General features: G+C 58.1%; 11 protein-coding genes. 3 read left to right on the top strand and 8 right to left on the bottom strand.

Annotated features, from left to right (window positions below; all coding sequences use genetic code 11):
* Positions 1-9 precede the first annotated feature (9 nt).
* The 3 genes from HALO_RS15840 (at position 10) to HALO_RS15830 (ending at position 1229) form a co-directional block, all read left to right on the top strand.
* Positions 10-498 (top strand): hypothetical protein, encoded by a 489-nt coding sequence (locus HALO_RS15840; RefSeq protein WP_035577998.1) that lies wholly within the window; start codon positions 10-12, stop codon positions 496-498.
* 195 nt (positions 499-693) lie between these two features.
* Positions 694-900 carry a hypothetical protein gene (locus tag HALO_RS15835; RefSeq protein WP_035578000.1) on the top strand — a complete coding sequence of 69 codons (207 nt, stop codon included), beginning with the start codon at positions 694-696 and terminating at the stop codon, positions 898-900.
* Positions 891-1229 carry a type II toxin-antitoxin system PemK/MazF family toxin gene (locus HALO_RS15830; protein WP_035578002.1) on the top strand — a complete coding sequence of 113 codons (339 nt, stop codon included), beginning with the start codon at positions 891-893 and terminating at the stop codon, positions 1227-1229. The genes HALO_RS15835 and HALO_RS15830 overlap by 10 nt, the downstream gene beginning before the upstream one ends.
* 359 nt (positions 1230-1588) lie before the next feature.
* Here the strand turns inward: HALO_RS15830 and HALO_RS15825 are convergent, their stop codons facing one another.
* The 8 genes from HALO_RS15825 to HALO_RS15790 form a co-directional block, all read right to left on the bottom strand.
* Entirely contained in the window at positions 1589-2098 is a 510-nt protein-coding gene (locus HALO_RS15825) for an REP-associated tyrosine transposase (RefSeq protein WP_035578004.1), read from the bottom strand.
* 86 nt (positions 2099-2184) lie between these two features.
* Complete coding sequence (gene rfaH, locus HALO_RS15820) at positions 2185-2706, bottom strand: transcription/translation regulatory transformer protein RfaH (RefSeq protein WP_035578007.1); 522 nt, start codon at positions 2704-2706, stop codon at positions 2185-2187.
* Positions 2707-2741: 35 nt separating this feature from the next.
* Positions 2742-4067, bottom strand: a complete 1326-nt coding sequence (locus HALO_RS15815) for an aminotransferase class I/II-fold pyridoxal phosphate-dependent enzyme (RefSeq protein WP_050713640.1) — start codon at positions 4065-4067, stop codon at positions 2742-2744.
* Complete coding sequence (locus tag HALO_RS15810; RefSeq protein ID WP_050713639.1) at positions 4064-11485, bottom strand: type I polyketide synthase; 7422 nt, start codon at positions 11483-11485, stop codon at positions 4064-4066. The genes HALO_RS15815 and HALO_RS15810 overlap by 4 nt, the downstream gene beginning before the upstream one ends.
* Entirely contained in the window at positions 11482-13152 is a 1671-nt protein-coding gene (locus HALO_RS15805) for an LTA synthase family protein (protein ID WP_035578012.1), read from the bottom strand. The genes HALO_RS15810 and HALO_RS15805 overlap by 4 nt, the downstream gene beginning before the upstream one ends.
* A complete protein-coding gene (locus tag HALO_RS15800; protein WP_050714195.1) occupies positions 13145-13942 on the bottom strand; it encodes an SDR family NAD(P)-dependent oxidoreductase in 798 nt (265 codons plus the stop codon). The genes HALO_RS15805 and HALO_RS15800 overlap by 8 nt, the downstream gene beginning before the upstream one ends.
* An 80-nt stretch (positions 13943-14022) precedes the next feature.
* A complete protein-coding gene (locus tag HALO_RS15795) occupies positions 14023-15264 on the bottom strand; it encodes a capsule biosynthesis protein (RefSeq protein WP_035578014.1) in 1242 nt (413 codons plus the stop codon).
* Position 15265: 1 nt separating this feature from the next.
* Positions 15266-17266: a capsular polysaccharide biosynthesis protein gene (locus HALO_RS15790; RefSeq protein WP_035578016.1), complete on the bottom strand. Its 2001-nt coding sequence runs from the start codon at positions 17264-17266 to the stop codon at positions 15266-15268.
* Positions 17267-17304 lie beyond the last annotated feature (38 nt).

The following is a 17304-nucleotide window of genomic DNA, read 5'->3' as shown; positions in this document are numbered from 1 at the left end:
GAAATGGGAATGATACAAAAAATAAAGCTAACCTCTATTTTGTCTGCTACGGCTTTTGCTCTGCTGCTATCTTCCTCTGCCTTGGCGGAGGAGGAAGTGTTTAGCGAGACAGCAACAGGGATGGTGAATGCTGCTGTTCAGGCGATCTGTGATGGTGATAAAGACAGACACCTTGCAATGCATTATCGAAAAATAGAACCAGATCCCTATTATGATGAAAAGTTTGCTGCTTTTCATGAGGCGTGCAAAGAGAACGGTATCGCGGATATTGAAATAATAACCGAGCTTGATGATGAATTAATGCAAGAGCAGAAGCGTCGCTTTCATATGGATGCGAACATCGTTATGGGAGATGGGGCTTTGTACGCAACCACGTTTCGAGTGGTTTGGGGGGCATTCGGGGGTACAGATGGCAGTAGCCCCGTTGAGGGATGGAGGTTGGGTGGACTTAGTAGAGTCGAAGTGCCCATCCTTAGAGAAGTCCGGGTTGTAGATTAGCTTTACCTTAATAAATATTAATTTAAGGTCGTCACCACCGTTCCTCGGTTTTTCGATCGTGCACAAACCTTGTAGCGCCAGGTAAGCCTAAAGCGCATCCGTGGGGCAGCGCGCAGCGGAGTGTGGTAATGCTCGAATTTATAATAAAAAAGGTGTCCAATGGTCAGTCAAGATATGTGAGCAAAAGGGGGTGTGATGTACGCGATTGAATTTGAAACCGATATCCAGAATGGGGTGGTCAATATTCCTGACGAGTACAAGGCGCTTGCCAACAGACATGCGCGTGTTGTTATCTTGCTGGAAGATGACTCCGAAAGCTCGGATCTGCGAGCATTTTCTGAACATTCAGCGGGATTGGTAGATGAGTGGAGCAGTGCAGCTGAGGACGCAATATGGAAGTGAGGCGAGGTGAACTTGTGTTGTGTGAGTTCTACTTCTCCGACTCCAAACAGCGCAAACTCAGGCCTGTGATCGTTTTTAAGGATAATCTGCCTTTTGATGATTTTGTTGGGGTTCCTGTCAGTAGCCAATTACATAGGCTGCATGAAGATGAGTCACTGCTTGAAGAAGCTGATTTAGGAGAAGGTGGTCTGCCAAAGCGTTCTAAAATTATGGTACGAAAAACATTTGTCATTTCAAAGCAGGTTGTTGTAAAGAAATATGGCTCTTTAACGGCCGTACGCTTTCAACAACTACATCAAGATTTTTGTCGTTATTTTGATTGCTGCTGACCTAACTTGTGGCTGACATTTTGCAATTTGTTATCTTTACATAAGTTTGATGACCCCACGGAAGCAGTAGCGCGCAGCATTGCTGGGGTTTGGTTGGGTGCCATTGGGCGGCTTGCGCCGCCTCCCGCGGGTGCCTCATTCGCTCGTGCCTCGCGAGATTCGTTACCACGCGCTACGGTGCGTGCTCGAAGCTGAACCTTTGGATTTTCCTAGCGCGGCGTAAGCGTTAGCGCACCCGCGGGAGCAGCGCGCAGCGGTGCCGGGTTGATTCCGCGCCACAGGGCGTCGTTCCTCCGCCACCCGCGGGTACTTCATTTGCTCTTGCCTCGCGAGACTCGTTACCACGCGCCACGGGGGCTTTATTCCCAATTCATGTCGGCGACATCGGGTACTTGTTGGGTGCCCCAGTCGGGGTCGTACCAGCCTTTCTGTACGCATTGTCGAAAGCTCGACCATTCCCAATCGCGTGGGGCTTTCGTCCAGCCGTGTTTGACGGGGTTGTAATGGATGTAATCCATATGCTGCTGCCAGTCGTTGTCGTCGCGAATGACGTGTTCCCAGAAGCCGCGCTGCCAGGCGTTCTGGGTGCCGGGTGGAAATAGAAATTCCTGCGAGGCGTATTTTTTGATGTCCCTCCAGCGCGAGGAGTAGTCGGCGTCGCCTTCGGGGAGTGTCCATAGGCAGTGGAGGTGGTCGGGGAGGAGCACAAACGCATCCATGACGAAGGGGCGTTCTTCTCGAACTCTGCTGAAGGCTCGCCCGAGGGCGTTAATATTTAGGCGATCCGCCAACAGGGGTTGTCGTGCGTAGGTGACGACTGTGAAAAAGTAGCAGCCGCCAGGTATATGCGCGCGTTGATAGGTTGCCACCCGTGCCTCCATGCAGAATGATTGGGTTATAAAAACCTGGGTTATAAAAACCTATTGTAGCGCATCGTTATTGGCGTGGGGCGTCGTTACTTCTTGCTTAAGGTGGCTAGCGGTATTTCCAGATGCTGTGGCCGGTTGAGTACATTCAGCAGCACGATGGCGCGTTCTTCGCCTTTAAGGCGGGTAAAGATGGCTTCCAGGTCTTTGAAGGGGCCGTCGGTGATGGTGACTTTTTCACCGGCGCTGAAATAGCTGTGAATGCCTTCCTGTCGGTGCGGCTGCGCACGCAGGGTTTCGACCAGTTGAGAGGGTACGGCGACGGGCCTATCGCCGAAGGTAAGCAAACGCAGAACGCCGCGGGTGGAGCGAATCGGTCGCCAGTTACTGACCAGTTGATCCAAATAGATAAACAGGTAGTAGGGGAATAGCGGTTCGGTCACCGTGGTGAGCTTGCCCTGGCGCTTGCGCTGGCTATTCAGCACCGGGTGAAACACCTCGTAACCTTGGTTGGCGAGGTGTTCAGCGGCGCGAAATGATTCGCCCCCTTTGCAATGAATAACGTACCAGGCGGGCGTTGCTGCACTTTCCTGGTCGTTGAAAACGTCCATGCCATCATCCTTGTGTCGAGAAAAGCGTTACAAAATTATGGCAGTAGTCTGGTGAGTGCATCAAGGGTTTGGTCAATGTGTGCCTGGGTGTGGTCACAGGAGAGAAAGAAGCGTAACCGTGCGCTTTTTTCGGGTACCGCCGGGTGCAGGATTGGCTGTACGTTAATCTGTTGTTCTAACAGGGCGTTGGAAAGCCGGGCGGCTGCGGCGGAGCTGCCGATAATCACCGGTACCACCGCGGCGCCAATGCTATTGCCAGTGTCTAACCCGCGGGCAGTGGCCTGTTCGAGGAAGTAGCGCGAAATAGCGTGCAGGCGCTGAACCCGTTCGGGCTCTTGCTGCATTAGCTGCAGCGCGGCTAGCGAAGGCGCGGCGACCTGCGCGGGCATGCCCACGCTGTAGAGAAAGCCGGGGGCGAGGTAGCGTAGCGTTTCCACCAGCGGTTTGCTGCCTGCGATATAGCCGCCGCAGCCAGCCATGGCTTTGCTCATGGTGCCCATCCAGATATCCACATCACGCGGGTCGATATCAAAATGCTCGCGCAGCCCCAGGCCGGTTTCGCCCATCACCCCGAAGGAGTGGGCTTCATCGACCATTAGCCACGCTTGATAGCGCTGCTTGAGCTCGATAAAACGCGGCAGCTCAGGGATGTCGCCATCCATGCTGTAGAGCCCTTCGATCACCACCAGCACGCGTTCAAACTGATGCCGATGGCGGGCCAGCAGGGCTTCCAGCGCGGCGGGGTCGTTATGGCTAAACGACATACGCTTGGCGCCGGAAAGCTGCGCGCCGACCAGCGAGCTGTTATGGATATACTCGTCGTGGAGCACTAAATCTTTGGGCCCCAGCAGGTGGCCCAACGTAGAGACATTGGTGGCATGGCCACTGACAAACACTACCGCGTCTTCGACGTCGTAGGCAGKGGCCAGGGCTTGTTCCAGCTCCTGATGAATGGGCCGTTCGCCGGAGACCACACGACTGGCGGAAACCGAGGTGCCGTAGCGGGCCACGGCATCGCAGGCGGCCTGGTTGATACGCGGGTCGCCTGAGAAGCCAAGGTAGTTATAGCTGGCAAAGTTGATGCAGGTCTGCCCGTTGATCACGCTAGTCGCCCCGGCGGTGCCTTCGTGCACCTTGAAAAACGGGTCGACCAAGCCTAACTGGTCGGCGGCCTGGCGCATCATGGCAATTTGCTGATAGCCGGGCTGGGCGTCAAAACGCGTGAAGCGCTCCGGCACCGTGCGCTGCTCACTCCCCTGGCCATTGGCGGCGGGAGCGGTGGCGCTGGCAGCACGCGGCGCGGTGCGCTGGCGTGCTTTTTCCAGTAGTTGCTGTTTCAGTTCAGAGCGCTTGGCAGTCATGGTGTCTCGGTCGCGGGTGATGAGGAGGCAGACGCAGGCTCGGTGGTGAACCCTTCGGCCCCGTGTTGAGCGGCCAGTGAGGCTATCGCATCCTGAGGAGCGTCTTCAACATCGTCATGCTGATGCAATTTCTGAATCAGCACGCCCGCCAGTTTGTCGAGGGTCGATGCTTCACTGAGCACCATCACTGACACCTGAACGCCTAAGCGGTTCTCGATAGCGGTCATGAGTTCAACCCCCATTAGGGAGTCAAAGCCCATATCGTAAACCGAACGGTGAATATCGAGCTTCTCTTCATCCACCAGCAGAATGCTGGCCAGTTCAGCGCGCAACAGCTCGGTGACCGTGCTGTGCAACTCTTCGGGCGAGAGCTCGGCCAGCAGGGCGCTGATGTCGTCATCGGCATCGGCGCTGCCGTCGTCGTCGCTGGCGCGGGCTATTTCGTTAAAGCGCGGTGCTTCGGCAGTCGGTAAGAAGCGGGCAAGTGCGCCCCACTCCAGTTCCAGCACGCCCAGGCTTGGCCCTGGCGTCAGCAGCATCTGTTCGAGTACTTTCAGCGCGTCCTCCGAGCGCAGCGCGGAGCCGCCCAGGCGCTCTTGCAGCGCATCCCGGGTGCGGGTGTTGCGGGCCAGGAAACCGACATCTTCAATGGCGCCCCAGCGTACACAGGTGGCCGGTAAGCCCGCGGCACGGCGGTTGGCGGCAAACGCTTCCAGCCAGTGGTTGGCGGCGACGTAGTTAGCCTGGCCGGGGTTGCCGAACAGCGTAGTGGCCGACGAGTAGAGCACGAAGAAGTCCAGCTCGCTTTCGCGGGTGAGCGCATCGAGATGACGGGCACCGTCGATTTTTGGCGCTAGCACTTTCTGAATGCGTTCGGCATCCAGGTTGCGAATAAGGCCGTCGTCAATCACCGTGGCGGCGTGGACGATGCCACGCAGCGGCGCGAGCTCGCCCTTGGCGCGTTCCAGCACATCGGCCAGCGCAGCGCGGTCGGTAATGTCGCAGGCGGCGGCGAGTACCGTAACGCCTTGCTGTTCAAATGCCGCAATGGCTGCTTGGGCCTCTTCACTGGCCGCGCCGCTGCGGCTGAGCAGTATCAGTTGCCGGGCGCCTTTGTCTACCAGCCACTGGGCAGTCCTTAACCCAAAGCCTCCCAGGCCGCCGGTGACCAGGTAGCTGGCCTCCGAGGACAGCTGCATCGTTGCCGTGCCCAATACTTCGTTCTGGGGCGGCGCGATGGGCTGTTCGTAAGTCACCACGMCTTTGCCGATCTGGCGCGCCTGCTGCATATAGCGGAAGGCGTCGATCACCTGGGTGTGGCTGAACGAAGTAAATGGCAGCGGGCTTAAAGTACCGTCGTTAAACAGCGCCATCATTTCGCCAAACAGGCGCTGGGTGAGCGCGGGCTGCACCTTCATGAGCTGGTCGGAGTCGATACCGAAGTAGCTTAAGTTGTTGCGGAACGGGCGCAGGCCGATATGGGTGTTTTCGTAGAAATCACGTTTACCCAGTTCCAGGAAGCGGCCAAACGGGCGCAGTGCGCGCAGGTTCTGGTTGATTGCTTCCCCGGCCAGGGAGTTAAGCACCACATCGACGCCTTCGCCATTAGTGTCTTCAAGGATCTCTTCGGCGAAGGTGAGCGAACGCGAGTCGTAAAGTCGCTCGATCCCCATCAAACGCAGGAAGTCGCGCTTCTCTTCAGAGCCTACGGTGGCGTAAATGTCGGCCCCCAGCCACTGGGCGATTTGTAGCGCGGCGATCCCCACGCCGCCTGCAGCGCCGTGAATAAGCACTTTCTCGCCGGGCTCTACCCGCGCCAGATGCTTAAGCGCGTAGTAAACCGTAAAGAAGGTAGTTGGGATTGTCGCCGCGGCGGCAAAGCTAATGCCTTCCGGCAGCGGCGCCACGGCGTGCTGGCTGGCGATAACTTTATCGCTGAAGCTGGCGGGGCCGAAGCCGACCACGGCTTGCCCTGGGGTTAGGTGGGTAACGTTGCTACCCACGCTTTCTACCACGCCTGAAAATTCAAGGCCCAAGGTTGGCCCGGCAAAGCCGTTCTCAATTGCTTCATCGGAGAGCAGGCCGAGGGTGTACATCACATCGCGGAAGTTAAGCCCGGTGGCCTTAACGCGAATGGCCACTTCGTCGGCATTGGCTTCGGGTAGCGGGCGCGGGCGCCAGGTTAACTGGCGCAGCTGGCCGGGCATAGCAAAGCCTAGCGTCATCGCTTGATGAGATCGCTTGGTTTTAGCGGCTTCCGCCTGTGTTGGGCGGGGCGCTGGCAGGGTGCGCAGCCGGGTGGCAAAGCGGTGGCCCTGGTTATCAATCAGCGCTTCGTTTTCGCCATCCGGTTGGGCAAGCAGCATCGCCCAGGCGCTAAGCGCGGGTTCGCTCACCGCCGCGGGTACATCCAGCAGGTAGACGTTATGGCCTACCGCTTCGTTGGCCAGCGAACGGCCAAAGCCCCATAAGGCCGCATCGCCAGGGACATCGCTATCGCTAAGGCCGGAGGCAGGCGTTGCCTGCCAGAGTGTGCTCAGGCCGTTGGTCACCAGCCACAGGGAAGCAGCAAGGCCGTGCTGCTCCAGGGCTAGCGTCCACTGTAGGGCGTGCTCACAGCGTGCGGTTTGCTCTGCGGTGGTGCTGGCGCCGAGGCCGCGCAGATCAATCACATTGAGCGTTAGCTCGGCTTGACTGTCGAGTGCCGATTGAGCCAGCAGTTCAGCGGGGGCGGCTTGGCTAACGCTGAGTAGGGCTGAATCTCCCCGCTGTTGCAGGGCCTCGACCAGTTTGGCGGCAAGCGCTTCACTGTTGTGATCCGCAACGACCAGGTGCCGCCGCTGCGCCGCGCTGGCCTCAATGTCGACTGATGGCGTATCTAGCGGATAGTGGGCGTGGAGTAAATAAGCGCCGCTGTCACTCTCTTCCAATGCCATCGGCGTGGAAACCACAAAGCCTTGGTCGTTGAGCCAGCCGATCAGCGTCTCTTGCTCCAGGGCGGTTTGATCGACGCCGGGTGTGGCCAGCAGATCATCTAACCAGCGGCTGGGCGCAATGCCGATCAGCATGACCTGAGCACCAGGGGCTAGCTGATCAGGTAAGGCTTCAATCAACTGACGCGTAGCGGCAGGCTGGGTGATATCCACGCTGACAAACGCCAATTGGGCTTTTTCAACACGGGTGGGGGCGGTCAACGCGGTGGCGTCATCTTGCCCCAGGTGCTGCATATCCATCAGCGGGAAGCGCTCTTGCAGCTGCTCGGCCTGATGGCGCGTGCTATCGAGGGTGGTGATAACACGGTAATGGGTAAGGTCGTGGTAAAGCGCCTGGGCGCTGCGCTCCAGCAGTCGCTCGCCCAACGCAGGCGCGCTGGGGCCCGCTTCCAGCAGTTGCAAGCGCTGTCCGGCGGGAAGCTCTGCTATCAGGGCATCGATCAACTCGGCTAACTCGCCTGCCAACGCCTGCCAGCCGCTTTCACCCACCAGCACACGGTTTAAGCGCGCCAACTGGTCGCGGCTAATGCCCAGTGCTTCCAGGTCACTTGTGCCGCTGCGTAACGCCTGCTGGTGAAACCCTAAGCGGCCCACCAGGTGAATGGGCGCAAAGTAGTCGGGGTAGTCCTGCACCAGCAGTTGCCAGATAACGTCTGGCGAGTGCTGKGCGTCATCGGTTGCCTGATCTTGGTCTTTAACCACAGCGTTTTGCTGGGCAAACGCTTCGCTAAGCGTGTCGAGTAGCGGCGCCACTTCATTGCCGTAACGCTGCCCGGTGCTGGCGGCGTAAACGCTCGCGATATCGGCCAGCCGAGCGAGCGCATCGCCGGGCAGTGCCAGCGGTTCTGGCTGCAGCGGCGCTGGGGTGAGCTGCACATCCAGATAGCTAAAGTGTTGATGATGGGCGCGGTTGAGACGAATTGCTTTGAAGCGGGTTTTGCTTAAAACGGCGACGGCATTACCGGCGGCGTCATACAGCTCAAAGTCGGCGGTGAAGGAGTGCGGCGCACGCTTGCCCATAACGGCGCGGGCGAGTACCGGCGCACCGGCCTGAGTGTTGACCTGAATGCGTCCCACGCGAACCGGCACGAAGGCGAGCTGTGTTGCAAACTCGCTGTGTTGCGCCAGCAGCGGGATAAACATTTGGAAGGCGCTATCCAGAATGCCGGGGTGCACGTGCAATGTGCTGAGCTGCGCTTGAACTTCGTCTGACAGCGCGATTGCGCCAATTACCGCATCGCCTTCAATCCAGCCGTGGGAAATCGCCTGGAAAGCGGGCCCGTAATGCAGGCCAATGCGCTCGGCCATTTCCAAGTGGTCTGCCAGCGTGTAGTCCGGCGCACGGGAGGGCAGCACTGGCGCTGTGCGGTTGAGCAGAAAGCCACGGCTTTCGCGCATGGTGCGGGCCACGGCATTTAGCTGCCACTCAACGCCGGTAGCTGGTTCGCGGGAGTGGATCTCCAGGCGCCCGTCTACTGGCAGGTAGGTCAACCGCATGGCGCGACCATGGGGGCCATCCAGCAGCAGCGGGGCACGGATTTCCAGCTCTTCGATATCCAGCAGCGGGGTGTCTTTTAGCTGCAGTGCCGCTGCCAGGGTGAGTTCCACAAAACCGGCACCAGGGAACACCGCACTTTCACCCACGACGTGGTCGGCCAGCCAGGGCTGGCGCTGGGTGTCGAGCTGACTTTCCCAGGTGTGTTCGTGCTGCGCCATCGCGTACCCCAGCAGCGGGTGCTGGTAGTAGCGCGAAAGCAGGCCCTGACTGTCGTTGGTGCCGTGCACCCAGTGGTGGCTACGCTGCCAGGCATAGCGGGGTAGCGGCACGCGCTGTCCTACCACGGGTAACTGGTCGCTAGCCAAGGTAAGGCCACTCAGCAGCAGTTGGCTTAGGCAGCGTTGTAAACCCTCAATTCCCGGTTTATGGCGCTCAATGGTGCCAAATACCAGTCCTGGGCGTTCCACTTGGCGGAGTGACTCATTGAGATAGCGGCGCAAAATGGGGTGGGCGCCAATCTCGATAAAGACGTTGCTGCCCTGCTCGATTAACGCGCTAGCGGCGGCGTCAAACAGCACCGGCTCACGGATGTTTTTCCACCAGTAGGTGGCATCCAGTTCAAGCCCGTCGCTTAGCGCACCGGTCACGGTGGAGTAGTAGGGGATCTGCGTGGCCCGTGGGGTAATGTCGGCTAACGCATCGATGACGCCTGCTTCAATACTGTCCATCGCGGGGCTGTGGAAGGCATAGTCCAGCGGCAGGCGCTTGGCAAAAATATCCTGCTCGCTCAGAGCGGCTTCCAGAATGCCTAGCTGTTGGCTATCACCCGCCAGGGTAATGCCTTTGGGGCTGTTAATGCCGGCCAGGMAAACCTGATTGAACTCGGGCTTTTCGAGCCACTCGGCGATGTCGTCGGCGCTCATGGCCACGGCGGTCATTTCGCCTTGGCCACGGGTTTTGCCCTGGTAGTCACTGCGGTAGTAAATCACTTTTACCGCATCTTCCAGGCTAAGCGCTCCGCTGGCCCAGGCAGCGGCCACTTCACCCACGCTATGGCCAAAGACCGCCGTGGGGGCAATGCCTTGATCGCGCAGCCACTCGGTCAGCGCTACCTGTAGTGCAAATAGCGCAGGCTGGGCGATTTCGGTCAGCGCGAAGCGGTTGTCATCACTTTCCTGTTCACTATTACGACCTTCAAGCTCGGCACGTAGCGAGAAATTACCGTGCTGCTGAAAAAGTGCGTCAACGCGATCAATGGCTTCAGCGAAAACTGGCGAATCATTAAGCAGATCGCGGCCCATGGTTTCCCACTGGCAGCCGTTGCCATCGTAAACGAACACTGGACCTACCGGGGTGGGCAGGCGCTCCAGCGTAGTAACGCCGTTTGCTTCACCGGCGGCAAATTCGCTCAGCTTTGCAGCGGCTTCTTCCGCGGTTTGGGCAAACAGCAGCGCGCCATGGCTATGCCGGTCACGGTGGTTAAACAGCGTGTAGGCGATATCGTAAAAGCTGGCGCTGTCGTTTTCGCGCAAGTCATTTTCACGCAAATAGCTAGCCAGGGTTTCGGCGCTTTGGGTGAGCGCGGCTTCGCTGCGGGCGCTAAGGCGAATCGGTAGCGGTGAGTTTGGTGCCTGCGGTTCGGGTTTGACCCGCTCGGGTGGGCTTTCCAGAATAACGTGGGCGTTAGCGCCACCAAAACCGAAGGAGTTAATGCCGATGACCAAACGGCCCTGTTTTTTCAGCGGTTGGCCTTTGGTGACCACCGAGATATTCCACTCATCAAACTTGATGCGCGAGTTAAGCTTGCGAATGCCAATCGTGGCCGGGACTTCCCGGTGCTGAATGCTGTAGAGCGCCTTGGCAAGCCCTGCCACGCCGGAAGCGGTTTCCAGGTGGCCCAGGTTGCTTTTTACCGAGCCGATGAGCAGCGGCGTTTTACGCTGCTGGCCAAGCGCTTCGCCAATCGCACGGGCCTCAATCGGGTCACCAACGGCGGTACCGGTGCCGTGGGCTTCCAGGTAGTCGATCTCGTCCGGCGAGATGCCTGCCTGCTGATAAGCGCGGCGCATCAGGTCAATCTGAGCGCTGGGGTTAGGTACCGTCAGGCCGGATTTGTGACCATCGGTGTTGACCGCGGAGCCAGCCACCACGGCAATAATATCATCGCCATCGGCTACCGCCTGGTCGTAATCTTTGAGCAGGAAAATGCCTGCCCCTTCCGAGCGTACATAGCCGTTGCCTGCTTCATCAAATACCTGACAGCGGCCCGTCGGCGAGAGCATGCTGGCTTTGGAGAAGATGATGAAGCCGTAAGGGTGCAGATGCAGGCTAATACCGCCCGCCAGCGCCATCGTGGTTTCACCACTGCGAATCGATTGGCAGGCCTGGTGAAAGGCCACCATGGAAGACGAACAGGCGGTATCCAGCGACATGCTGGGGCCGTGTAGGTCGAACACATACGACAATCGATTAGAGGCGATGCTCGAAGTGTTGCCGGTGGCGGTGGAGGCATCAATCGCCGCCAAATCGTCCGCGATTCGATAAGAGTAGTCGAGGCTGGCAACGCCTAAAAACACCCCACACTGGCTGCCACGCAGGGAGCTGGGCGGAATGCTGGCATTTTCCATGGCTTCCCAGGCGAGCTCTAGGAGCATGCGCTGCTGGGGATCCATGTTGGCCGCTTCGCGGGGCGAAATGCCAAAAAACTCGGCGTCAAAGCCGCTAATATCGCCCAGGCTACCGGCGGCAAAGGTCACGCTGGTGCCGGGGTGACGCTTATCTGGATGCTGGTAGACGTCGTGGCTCCAGCGGTCAGCGGCCACTTCGGTAACTAAATCTTTTTCGGCTTGCAGGTCCTGCCAGAACGTTTCAGGGGTGGTGCCGGGGAAACGATGGGCGGCGCCGATGATGGCAACGCGTTTAGTCATTCTTGCTCCTGAGGTTCTGGTTCTGCCTTGATCACATCGTTACTTATATCGTGTCCAAACACATGTTTGAATAACTGGACACCAAGTTCGTTTGCGGCCAATTCCTGTGACTCATGGTTCTTTGCGAAATGGTTCTTCGCAACATGGTTTTTTGCAAAATGATTATTTGCATAATGCTCCGTCGCCAACTGCTCACCTGCGGCTGCCTTCTCACCCGTTGACCATACCATGTAGGGGGTGCGGCTATCAGGAGGCGTAAAGTGTGCATACGCCTCAGGCAGAATTGGTACATGATCCCCATACCAGCCTAGCAGCCCCGGTCGTTTTGCAGTATTCAGCGAATTTTTAACGCCTGCCAACATCTTGTCGGATTCACTTAAATGCTGCAAATAGACCGCAAGGTCACGCAAATGGTTGGGCAGCGGCCAGGGTGCACGGGGCAGCGTGGTGGCTAACGTTGCCTGGCGTGGAGCTTCTAAATGCAGTGGGCCGTGATTTTCCATGGTGATAACAAATACAAATAGCGGTCTATTATCGTCATCTTCAAGCAGCCGTCCAATCTTTCGTGCCACCGCTTGGTCACTAACGTATTGGCCGCTTTTGTCGCTGCTCTGGAAGGCATTGATATCTATAAACTGATCAAAGCCTAACTGGGGCATTACCTTGTGGCGAAAATAGAAGCTCGCCAAGTATGGATGCACACACACTGTGCGATAGCCCGCGGCTTTTAGCGCGCTCGCCAGGCTGGGCATTGGGTGGCGTGACAGGGTGCGGTAAGGGTTGAACTGGCGCGCGCCCCACTGGTTGGGGGCAATGCCGGTTAACACGGCGCACTCGGTACGCACGGTGTTGGCGCCCCAGGCGGGCACGTTTAATGTGCCGTGCAGGCTGGCACTCGCGCGGGTGGCATCAAAATCGGGCAGTAGGTCGGCATTTACCTCATGACACCAGGGGCGCGGGTCGAAAAACGACTCGCTCTGCACCAGCACTACGTTGGGCAGTGGCTGCTCGCTTTGATGCGCGCTCGCGACCGGCGTTAAAGCGTGAAAGGGGGACTGCTCAGGTGCTGGCACGGGGGAGCGCATCAGCGCCACACCGTAAGCCCATAAGCTGGCGAAAAGCCCTAAGCGGTGCATATCATCGATGGGTCGCAAAGCGATGGGGGGCAACCTGCGTAGGCTGAGGGTGAGCAGCAGGGCGCCTGCTGCGATTAATCCCAATACTGTGGTTAAAAAGCGGCTAGCGCCCTCGCTGGTGACCAGCGAGCCTTCCCAGTAGAAGAACGCACCAATCGCAACGGCAGCGGCGCTGCTGGCGGCGATTGCCAAGCCAACGCCAAAAAAAGGCACGTACAGGCGAGGATGCAGAATGGCGTCCCAAAAGTACTCGAAGTCGTGGCAGATAAACGGCTCGTTGAGGGTATGTGATTTGGCGTTGCTCGACTGCACGACGACCAGTTGCAGTGAGAGAAACACCATCAGCGCAAACCAGGGGCGCTGAAGTAGCAATACCAAGATGCCGAAAAGCAGTAGCCATGAGCCGATATGCACGCAATTAGCCGCACGGCCGCGCTGCCAAAACGGGCGCGGTCGTGGGCTAAGCAGGGCTTCAAACACGCCGCTGATCAATAGCCCCAGGAGCAGCGGCCATACCAGCGCGTTAGTCATGGGGCGAGTCTCCCGGGKGGTTAAAGCCCAGGCGTTTGATTAACCATTGAGAAATCCCTGCAGGCAGTACCGCCAGCCACCAGGTACCAAAATTGAGCGGAAAGGGGAAGCTGATACGTGCGCGGTTGGCAGTGATGCCGCGTTTGATTACCTTGGCTGCGCGCTCGGGCGGCCACTCCCAGGGTTTGGGGCCGGGCATGGCTTCGCACATGGGTGAGGTGACATAGCCGGGCATAACCACCGTTACGCCAATGCCATGGGGCGCGAGTAGGCCACGCAACCCTTCGCCATAGGCTTTAATACCCGCCTTGCTGGCGCTATAGCTGGGCGTGGTGGGTAAGCCGTGCCAGGCAGCAAGGGAGCTAATCAGCACCAGCTGGCCGCTGCCGCGGGCCTGCATGGCCGGTACTAGGTGCTGCACCATAGCCATAGGCGTTTTCAGGTTAATATCCAGCAGCGCTTGCACGTCTGCCCAGGGCTCTAAGATAGCGGGCCCTTGGGGGTGGGTGTTTTTGCCTGCGTTGGCGATCACAATATCCGGCACCTGCTGAGCGCAGAGTTCGGCTAGCCAGCTTTGCAGGGTGTGATCATCGGTCAGGTTGATGGTTGAGAGCGTGACTTGGGCACCTTGCTGGCGGCAGGTCTCGGCAAGTGCCTCTAGCTTCTCCTGCTGTCGCCCGTGCAACACCAAGTGGGTGCCAGGGGTGGCATAAGCGTTTGCCAGGGCACCCCCAATCGCGCCGGTGGCGCCGGTGATCAGCACGCAGCGGTTCTGAGTAGGCTTATTCACCGTTGCTTTCTCAGGGGCTTTCTCAAGGGCTTTCTCTGGGGGGCTCTCAGTGGCTCTCTCCGGAGCTGTTTCAGTAACTGTCACAGTAACTTCTCCAGCGGCGACGGGCAGGCTTCGAGTATGCGGGCGGCGTTCTCTACGGCTAAATCGATACCGGGCTGGCAGTAGTAGCCACCGTTAACCTGAACGGCGTGCATCACGGTCTTTTGAAAATAGCCAAATAGCTCGCTGTTAGGCGGCTGCGGCTGCTGCCAAAAATCCGCTAAGTCGCCTTGGTAGGTCAGCCCGTCCAGATTGTAGATTGGGTCGCTAAGCGCGAAGGTGGGGCAGTTTTTCTCCAGCGATACGATGCCCACGGTGCTGTTAACGGTCACATTGCCGTTGGCGTGTTTTAGCAGGGCGTTGAGATCCCCCGACTCCAAATAGACGATACGGCCTTGCAGGCCGTGGCGCTCTTCAAGCTGTTTGATGATCTTGGGGTAGTTGACCAGCCCCATATCCAGCGGGTGGTTCTTAATGCATAGCTGTGTATCGCTGGGCGCGTGCTGGGCAAACGAGGCCATCACATCGTCCATCACTTGCTGCATATTGGCGTAGGGGGAGTGGTCGCGAATCTGCGCATCGCTATTCAACTGCAGCGGCAGCATAAAGTAAGGGCGACGGCTTTCGATCAGCGTTTTGATGCGCTCAGCATCGCGCTTTTTCCAAACCGCCTTTAATTGAGCAAAACGCTTGAGGTAGCCCGCGTATTCAACGGGGGCTGTGATCGGCGCATGATTGCGGTAGTGCGGTGCCACCAGCGGGTTGGTTAGCCCGGCCAAGTGGTAGCCGACATCATGCATTGCGCGAATTTTAAACGAGGAGCGAAAGCGCACCGGCGCAGCGGGTTCGGGCAGCGCTTTGCCAGTCTCATAAAACCAACTTGGGTCACGGGGCAGCAGCGAGTGGCCGTTAACGCCTTCGCGCTCCAGGGTGATCCAGAAGGGGCGAAAGTAGCCCTCTTCAAACACATGGGTGCGAACACCGGCTGCAGCGGCATTGTCGACCGCGGGGCGGTGAATAGGGCGACGGTCGCCGAACACAACCTGATCGGTAATGCCGTATTGATCCCACAGCGCTTTAATATAGCCGGGTAACTCGGACGTGGGGCCACGGAACAGGTGGCTTTCGCCGTGGGTGCGCTGCCAGTAGACGATATCGCCCGCATTAAAGTTGACCTTAACGACGCGGTGTCCATCGTTGACCAGGCGCTTGGCTAAACGCTGGTAAAACGGTGAGCATACGCCCTGCAAAAATAAGAATGCACGCTTCTGATCCTTCAACTCAATGCCTTCCGATCAACAAGTTACGATAACAGCGGTAGAGTTGCTGTTTCCATGTAAGGGTGTTTTTTTGTGCTCTTGCCTGTTCCAACAGGCTGACGACGGTTTCAGCATTGCATAGCTGGCGGGTCGTGGGATCTACATAGCCGGGATAGAGAATCAGGGTGCCGGCAACCAGCGCATCCAGCGAGAGTGAGCGCTTACGGCGTGGGCAGCTAAGCGCATCCTGGGTTAGCCCCCAGCCAGCATAAAAAGGCAGGCCGTAGGTGCTGACTTCTCGCTGACGTAACAGTGCTTCAAACCCGGTTAAGGAGCTCATCGTGTGCACGGCATCGACACGCTCTAACAGGGTGGCAATGTCGATAGCGCTGGCATCCAGATCATACAGGCGTTTAGCGTTAGTATCGAGTGCTCCGACACGCGCACCACTCAGCACATCCGGGTGGGCCTTGTAGACTATGTAGGCATCCGGGTGTGCTTCTCGTACGGCGCTCAGCAGTCCGCTATTGGTGTTGATGCGCGGAGAGCCGGTGGCAATCGAGGCGTCGCTCTCTACCTGGCCGGGCACCAGTATGGTGTAACGCCCTTTGGGCAGATCGATATCTGCCGTGCCGCGTACATTGTACTTGGAGAGCTTGAGTGCCACTAGCCGTTCACGTAGATGCTTGGCGCGTAGCAGTAGGTCGTCGCTGAACGAGGTGTCGTTGAACAACGCTTCCAAATCGCTGGGCTGGCTGGGGTCGTAATAGATGCCTTGAGAGTCAATGACCAGTGACAGCGGTTGCGTGAGATCCACCCCCAGGCCTACCGAGCGGATAAAGCCATCTTCCATGCGCCACAGCTTGGCCATGTGCTGGGCGTACTGACGTTTAAAATCGGCATCAATGCGGCTCGACCACACCAGTAGCCGCTCGTCGGGCTGCTCGTGGGAAGGCAGTTCGGGCTCATACTTCACTTGGGCGGCGATGCCTAAAAAATCGCCAATAAAGCGCCGTTTCCATGAGGAGAAACCACACGCCCGCCAGTTGCCCCGGTAGCGCTCCTGCTGGCGCTTTTGGTCGGCGATTAAGGCAATCGTCTCTTCCAGCGTGGCGGACTGCCGGGTGTAGGGGTTGGCGTAGCGGCAGTAGCGTAAATAGGCGGCAGCAAACACTTCCGTTAACGTGCGTTGAGTGCGACGTCGGTGGCAGGGCAGTTGGTCATGGGTCAGCCCCCATCCTGCATAAAACGGAATGCCAAAGCAGTGCACCTGTTTGCCGGCAAGCAGTGCTTCAAAGCCAAGTTGGCTGGTTACGACATAGACATGGTCGACCTGATCAAATAGCGCCCAGGGGTTAAGGTCTTCACCGATTACCTGACAGCGCGGGTGGTCTGCGGCGTTAAGCAGGTGGCCCTGTTTTTTGCCTGCGATCACATCCGGATGAATCTTGACCAGGATGTCGTCGTCGGGGTGCTCTGCTAACGCTGCCTCAAGCATCTGATCGAAGCTATTACCGCTGGCGCCGCCGTAGTGTATAGAGGCATCCCCAGCGGTTTGGTCAACAACCAGCACGCGTCCCCGGTTGTTAATAGGTTGATCTGGGGCGTGGTTATATTTGGAGAGCCGGTAGTGGGCAATCAGTGCTATACAGCGCTCTGCTTGGGCTAACTCCTCAGCGTCGAAAGTGGCTGAGTTGAGCCAGTTTTCTAAATCCGAAGGTCGCGATGCATCGTAATAAATACCGGTTTCATCGACGACCATGCTGTGCGGTTGAAAGCCGTTTACGCCTAAGCCTAACGAGCGTATGAAGCCATCTTCCAAGGCGATATAGGCTAGCTGGCGACGCTGAGCATACTGCCTGGCGCGGACGCTGGTGGGCTTTAACCCCCAGCCAATTACTGCGTCGGGGGGCGGCCTAAGTGAACTTATACGGACGAATTGGTCAAATTCGGGCAGCAGCGCAGGCAGGGCAGCCAGCTTGCGAATACCTGAGGATGTGTAACCTGCCGTTCGTTTCGCCATAAATAAGGCCGCAGTGAGGTAACAGGACAAGGAGTAGG

The sequence above is a fragment of the Halomonas sp. R57-5 genome (genome assembly GCF_900070345.1).
Classification (GTDB): domain Bacteria; phylum Pseudomonadota; class Gammaproteobacteria; order Pseudomonadales; family Halomonadaceae; genus Vreelandella; species Vreelandella ventosae_B.
Note: the sequence above shows the minus strand (reverse complement) of the source record. Positions and strands in the feature narration are given on the sequence as shown.